Source organism: Carboxylicivirga marina (assembly GCF_016612505.1).
GTDB classification, from domain to species: Bacteria; Bacteroidota; Bacteroidia; order Bacteroidales; family Marinilabiliaceae; genus Carboxylicivirga; species Carboxylicivirga marina.
In genome coordinates, this window is sequence record NZ_JAENRR010000109.1 from 1 (window position 1) to 7,064 (window position 7,064).

Consider the following 7,064-nt stretch of genomic DNA (forward strand, 5'->3'; position numbering starts at 1 on the left):
TTAATGATTTCTTCTACCATTTTGTTTCACTTTTCATGTGCTACAAAGTGGTCCAGTTTTTAAAGCGGTTAAAAACATCCTAAGTTTAATGTTTTAGTCCTAACGCATAATTTTGATTTTTATAGAACAGTCGCTTCCAGGCTTCCCGTAATAAGTTATCCAGACTGCTTTATGACAGTTAAGGAAGATACCGAAGTGAAAATTGTCAAAGGTCAATACCTAAAAAATGTATTTGAATCTTGGGTCAAACTAATTCATAAAAAAGAACGAATCTTTTTAGCATCAATTCCATTTGCAAGAAATATAATTGAATATATTAGTGGAGAGCAGGATTCTAACTATTTAAATCTGACAAATCTGCTACATATCAGACCTGAAACCAACAATTTGCAGGTTAGTGATTTAATCGAAATTTATAATACAATCTGGACTGATAAGGAGTATAATCTTGATGAGAGATCCGTTTATGAAATGTTAATGGAAGAAACTTCTCAGATTGCAGCTGAAACTTCTGAAAATATTCAACTCGAAAACAAAATTCTGTTATCAATGGCAATACGTCTAAAAGCGGAAGAATTTATGATTGAAAAAATCAATTCAGAACAAGATATTTTATCTATTACAAAGAATCAAACAACAGAGTTAATGCGACTATACAAGGAAAAGTTTCCGGAGAAAACAGTCGAAATTAAACTAATGGAACAGGTAAATTTAATGACAGCTGAAAATATTCATATTAATGCTTTTATGTATGAGCCAATTTTGGATTTATCAGATGTATACTTAAAAGGATTGTTTGAGAAGGTAATAAACTTGAATTAATAACAACAGGGCAATAGATTATATTGGCGTAAACAGAGAACAAACCAAAAATAAGAATTATGAATATGATACCAGTCCAATCAAGTAATCTTGCAGCTGTTGGTTACAATAACATGACAAGAACCTTAACTATTCGGTTTAATAATGGAAGAACATACGAGTATTATGGTGTTCCAGGATATGAGTATGAAAACCTAATGAATGCTAGTTCAAAAGGGAATTATGCAGATCAAAATATTTATAAAACTTATAGACAATCTGAAATATAATATAGCTTTCCCCCGTTTGGCGTAGCGTCTCGCTACGTCATCCTACATTAAACTTTAACAATCAACCAAACCACAATAAGCATGAAAAAATTCAGAACCACATTAGTCATTTTCGCTGTGATGATCCTAGTAGCTCATCTTTATTTCATTGATTTCAGCGATTTAACTTGGTCGGGCAATGCCGGTGGTTACCTGGGCATTGTGGCCATGCTATTCGTCATACTCAGTGTTATTTTTTCCAACAGGTACGATAAGCAACAACAGACTAAACAATAGGAAAAAACCGAAGTCACTGACTTCACCATAAGGAAAGAGTTTTAATACAACAGGAAAACAACTTCAGAAAGGAAAGATGGCATATGTGATACATGCCTATTAGAGTATCATTACTAATCTTTTTTTATGAAAGAAAATGAAGTACTACAGGAAATGCTTCCTGAAATTGAACAGTTAAGCAAAGAGGCTATTAAACCTTGCAATATCCCCTTAAGTGTGGCGGTGCAAGAGGCTGGCAACCTGCATGAGCGGGTTGGTCTGGATTTGACCAAACTGCTTGAGCTGGGCATGCCGCCAGAGTTGCAAGAGCGCTTGGCTAAGCTACGTGCAGCTGTGTTTGCTGCCGAAGTCAACTGGCAAGAGCATCAGAGCGAGCGTAAAAAGGCACAGGAATTATGGAAAGAAAAGGCGCCTGCCCTTTACGCCTTGCGTAAGGATATGGTAGAGCATCTGGCTTTTGCTTTCCGTAAAGATGAGCGCCTGATGGAGCAGATTGCCGATATTGAAGAAGGCAACTCGCATGCCGATGCCATTGAAGATTTGGCTCGTCTGGCAGTATTGGGTACACAAAACCCCGAACAGGTTCAAGCCATTAACTACGATGCTACCAAATTTGGAACCGCCAATACCATGGTAAGCGAGATGAGTGGTGTACTGTCGGCAGCCAACGGTTACCTTTATCGCGACGACGAACACAAGCTGATACGCGACAAAGCTTATACCTTACTTAAAGAAGTAGTGGATGAGATACGCGATTACGGTCAGTTTGCCTTTCGTAAGGATGCGGAACATGTAAAAGGCTATTCGAGCAAGTATTTAAGAGATCGCTCAAAAGCCTATCGCCAATCGCAAAAGGTACAAAAGGCCTAAGTAGCATGAAGGCAACACTTAATTGGGTGCTTCGGCACCCTTTATTATTTCCCTCATGCCTTAGCAAAAGCATCTCACCTTAAATGCCTGTTATCTCACGCGTGAGATGCACTTACCTGAGCGTGAGATGCACATCGTTTGACGTGAGATAGACATCATTTGACGTGAGATAGACATGGTTTGGCGTGAGATAGAGATAGTTTTACGTGAGATAAGGTCGTTAGTGAGTGAGGAGCTACGCATTGAACGTGAGATAGTACTCATGCATGGTGAGGTGATACCTGGTAAGCGTGAGATAGAAATTATTTTACGTGAGATAAAGCTCATTAGCGTATGAGAATGCACGCATCGAACGTGAGATAGCACTCAAACAAAGTGAGGTGGTATCAGGTAAGCATCATTACGGTGAAGTAAATTTTAGGCCAGAGGCTTGACTGAATTAAACGTAGCGAGACGCTACGCTTAACAGATTAACGGAGCCAGCCATTGATGTTCGGCGTAATGTCTCACTACGTCGTTTTTTTTTAATGGTCTTTGTCCACAGTAATAGCATTCTGAAATGCAATTAACCTGATGCTGCTACCACGGCAATTTAAAAAATTGTTTTTTCAACTCAAGCCGTTGAGGCTTCCCCTTTTTGACTCCAGCTCAAAAAGGTGACAAAAAAGCCGCCGACCAAAGCACTCATTTACCCATTATGACATCACTACAGGAAAAATTTAATGATTGACAGCTTGGTATCAAATTTTTCTCTCCTCCGCTTATGTCAATGGGTCCCAAACTGCGTTGCTTATGTCGGTATCACGCCAATAAAATATTGCAATAAATTTAAATGCGATTGCCGTGATGCTGCTATATAGCATAAAGCACAATCCAATTAAAATCCTATTTTTGCCACGGTTAATGAATAGCGCAAGTGCAAAGTCTCGAATTAGTTTTATGTCTTGCGTCTTTTTATCTAAAAAAAAATATCATGTTCAAAAAAGTCCCCCACACATACGTTATCGTTTTTTCGCTGATTGTCTTTGCAGCCGTTGCTACCTGGTTTGTACCGGGCGGTGAGTATGTGAAAGAAACCAAAATAGTAGATGGTGTTGAAACCACCGAGATGGTGTATCACAGCATCGAAAGTCAGCCCCAGACCTGGGAGGTTTTTGCAGCCATGGTACATGGTTTTGAAAAAGGAGCCGGTATCATTGTGTTTATCTTGATGATTGGTGGAGCCTTCTGGATTATGAATGATTCGCGAGCCATTGATGTGGGTATTTTGTCCTTTCTTGATTTTGTAAAAAAGCTTGATAAATATAAAGCCATACGGGCCATAGGGGCCAATAACCTGATACTGGTGCTCATCATGCTCATGTTCTCAATTTTCGGAGCGGTATTTGGCATGAGTGAAGAAACCATTGCCTTTATGGTGGTGCTGGTACCGCTGGCCATTTCTATGGGCTACGATAGTATCACAGGCGTGGGTATTGTGTTTGTGGCTGCCGGATTGGGTTTTGCCGGTGCGGTATTGAACCCATTTACCATTGGTATTGCACAAGGATTAGCCGAGCTGCCTTTGTTCTCGGGCTTTGAATACCGATTGATATGCTGGGTTGTTATCAATATTATAGGTTGTTCCTATATACTTTGGTATGCGCGCAAAGTGAAGAAGAATCCACAATCATCGGCCGTTTACGAAGAAGATGAATACTGGCGTCAGCGTAATGCAGGTACTATTGAAGGATTGGAAGATAAAACATCACGTTCGGCCTGGTGGGTATATGGTATTACAGCTATTGTTCTAGTGTTATTTGCCATTAAACACCCAATGACCACTTTAAAAATGGGTGGTGGCGAAGGTGTAACCTGGCCGGTAATGCCGGTGATGGCTGGCTTTTTTGCCATAGCTGGTTTTATGTCACTGCGAAAGAAAGTACACTTCTTTATATTGAACCTCTTAGGTTTCACCATTTTGTTCCTGATTATTGGCGTGATGGGCTACGAATGGTACATCACCGAAATAGCCGCCTTGTTTTTGGCAATGGGTATTCTATCGGGTGCCGCCATGGCAAACGATGCTGATAAGATTACCAAGCTCTTCCTCGAAGGTGCCAAAGATATTATGTCAGCCGCATTAGTGGTAGGACTTGCAGGTGGTATCATTGTTATTTTGGAAGATGGAAAAATCGTTCACACCATCCTGCACAGCATGGCACAATCCATGAGCGACCTGGGTAATATAGCATCGGTGGGTATCATGTACTGCATTCAAACCTTGATTAATATTTTCATCCCTAGCGGGTCGGCCAAAGCTGCTTTAACCATGCCGATTATGGCGCCATTTAGCGATTTAATCGGATTGTCGCGACAGGCAACCGTTATGGCATTCCAGTTTGGAGATGGCTTTACTAACATGATAACACCAACATCACCTGTTTTAATTGGCGTATTGGGTGTGGCGAAAATTCCTTATACCAAATGGGTCAAATGGATTGCTCCATTGATTATTACTTTGGTTATTATTGGTTTCTTATTATTGATTCCAACAGTTACGATGGAACTAAATGGGTTTTAAAATACTTTAACGGGTAATATCATAATGCGTTTTGTATAGAGCATTATCTGACGATAATTTCCAAGGGTTCTGACATCAGCAATGTAGATGGGCACCTTTCAATCGAAGTGAACGAAGAATTAAAAGCTGTTTGAGACCGATGACTATCGGGTGAGTTCTTCTAATTCAGTGAATGAGATTAGAAAGGTCATCGAGTGCTGCAGTCAGCGGGGTTTTTCGTTAGTTTTTGCCCTGTAGCAAAAAGTAACTCTGGTTTGGGCGAAGCGCCAATTTTTACTTCCTTTTGCATTTCCCAAAAGGAACAAAAGTCTAGTCTGGCAAAATCTCCCTCGCGCTCAAACTAATTTCTATACATCTAATAAAAGTAAAGCCTTTTATCAAAGGCAAAAGCAAGCTCCTTTTAAGAAGTATCACGAAATTCGTTTTTCACCCCACCACTGGCTCCATTGCCAGACAGGCCACCGCGCTGTCAAAACCTTGTTTCGAGTGGTGAAGGAGCCCGACGATAATTTCCAAGGGTTCTGACATCAGCAACGCAACTTGGGCCCCACTTGATGAAGCGTAGGAAATGAAAGCTGTTTGAGACCGATGACTATCGTTTGAGTTCTTTTAATTCAGAGAGTGAGATTAGAAAGGTCATCGAGTGCTGTAGTCAGCGGACTTATTCTTCCCTTTTTTGACCGTAGAATTGGAGCAAAGCAAAAATCATGAGCACAATAAAAAAACAAACATGAAGCAAACTAAAAAAGGGAAAGCCATCGCGACTTGAGCGAACGCCTTATCAGGCAGATTTTCTTTTACCATCGCTGTAAAAGAAACAATCCCGATCATGATTTTTGTGAATTTTAAGACTAAAATCCTACAAAATCGATGTCGGGACTAGCCGAAAAGAATACCCTCCCACTCTTATCTCTTCTCAATAATTCTAATGAAGTAAGATGTTTTTCAAACATAAAGGCAAGCCCCTTCATTGAATTATTACAAGAAGAGACAATTCACTCCACCACTGGCCTCCACTTTCCGGCAGGCCAACGCACTATAAAAATGCCCACCTTTATTTCCAAGGGGTCTGACATCAGCAACGTAGATGGGTACCATTCAATCGAAGTGAACGAAGAATTAAAAGCTGTTTGAGACCGATGACTATCGGGTGAGTTCTTTTAATTCAGTGAATGAGATTAGAAAGGTCATCGAGTGCTGTAGTCAGCGGACTCTTTGTATACTTTCTCGACTGTAGGAGAAAGTATAAGCCATCGCGGCTTTAGCGAACGCCTTATCAGGCAGATTTTCTTTTACCATTGCTGTAAAAGAAACAAAACATCTAGTCTGGCAAAATGTCCCTCGCGCTCAAACTAATTTCTATACATCTAATAAAAGTAAAGCCTTTTATCAAAGGCAAAAGCAAGCTCCTTTTAAGAAGTATCACGAAATTAGTTTTTCACCCCACCACTGGCTCCATTGCCAGACAGGCCACCGCGCTGTCAAAACCTTGTTTCGAGTGGTGAAGGAGCCCGACGATAGTTTCCAAGGGGTCTGACATCAGCAACGTAGATGGGTACCATTCAATCGAAGTGAACGAAGAATTGAAAGCTGTTTGAGACCGATGACTATCGGGTGAGTTCTTTTAATTCAGTGAATGAGATTAGAAAGGTCATCGAGTGCTGTAGTCAGCGGGGTTTTTCGTTAGTTTTTGCCCTGTAGCAAAAAGTAACTCTGGTTTGGGCGAAGCGCCAATTATTATTTCCTTTTGCATTGCCCAAAAGGAACAAAAGAAAAAAAAGAGAAAGCCCCCGCGGAAAGAGATGCTAAGCTTAAACCATTTCAAAAAGGGACTCTGCTGACAATTCTGCAAACTCACCAACAAGCCATCTTCATAGTCTTAGCTGCCTAACAACTTATCAAACTCAAACTTCTTTTTACCCCAAGCTACCAACGTTATTTAAAGAAATAATTCTATTTTAGTAGCACTAATCGGGAAAAGCCGCCCCCAACCGGGGAACATGTGAGCGTTAGCTGGGCGGTTAATCATAGGGAATTATAAATGTATGGGCACATAGGTGCCGATATAGAATGATATAGTAATTGTATCTGCACGTCAGTAATTGACATTGCTAAAGTATCGTGCATTGAGATGTGGTTATAAATGAGTTATGGGCAATAAATAATATGGAATTATATTAAAATTGTTAATTATGGGTGCAGTTCTCATATTACGCAGCATTTTTAGTGTAGTATACGTCAGAAAAATGTTTCCAAAAACCATC

The 7,064-nt window shown here is 40.2% G+C and carries 6 protein-coding genes; all 6 read left to right on the forward strand.

Annotated elements, in window-relative coordinates; all coding sequences use genetic code 11:
• The first annotated feature begins 171 nt into the window (after positions 1-171).
• The 6 genes from JIV24_RS21590 to JIV24_RS21615 all read left to right on the forward strand — a co-directional run bounded on the left by JIV24_RS21590 (position 172) and on the right by JIV24_RS21615 (position 4,800).
• On the forward strand, positions 172-822 hold the full coding sequence (locus JIV24_RS21590) for a hypothetical protein (RefSeq protein WP_200467167.1): 651 nt from the start codon (positions 172-174) through the stop codon (positions 820-822).
• A gap of 59 nt (positions 823-881) precedes the next feature.
• Positions 882-1,091, forward strand: coding sequence for a KTSC domain-containing protein (locus JIV24_RS21595; RefSeq protein WP_200467168.1), 210 nt, complete (start codon positions 882-884; stop codon positions 1,089-1,091).
• Between the two features lie 81 nt (positions 1,092-1,172).
• Entirely contained in the window at positions 1,173-1,367 is a 195-nt protein-coding gene (locus JIV24_RS21600) for a hypothetical protein (protein ID WP_200467169.1), read from the forward strand.
• Between the two features lie 126 nt (positions 1,368-1,493).
• Complete coding sequence (locus JIV24_RS21605; RefSeq protein ID WP_200467170.1) at positions 1,494-2,237, forward strand: hypothetical protein; 744 nt, start codon at positions 1,494-1,496, stop codon at positions 2,235-2,237.
• 175 nt (positions 2,238-2,412) lie between these two features.
• Positions 2,413-2,574 carry a hypothetical protein gene (locus tag JIV24_RS21610; RefSeq protein ID WP_200467171.1) on the forward strand — a complete coding sequence of 54 codons (162 nt, stop codon included), beginning with the start codon at positions 2,413-2,415 and terminating at the stop codon, positions 2,572-2,574.
• A 636-nt stretch (positions 2,575-3,210) separates the two neighbouring features.
• Positions 3,211-4,800, forward strand: a complete 1,590-nt coding sequence (locus tag JIV24_RS21615) for a YfcC family protein (RefSeq protein ID WP_200467172.1) — start codon at positions 3,211-3,213, stop codon at positions 4,798-4,800.
• Positions 4,801-7,064: the final 2,264 nt, after the last annotated feature.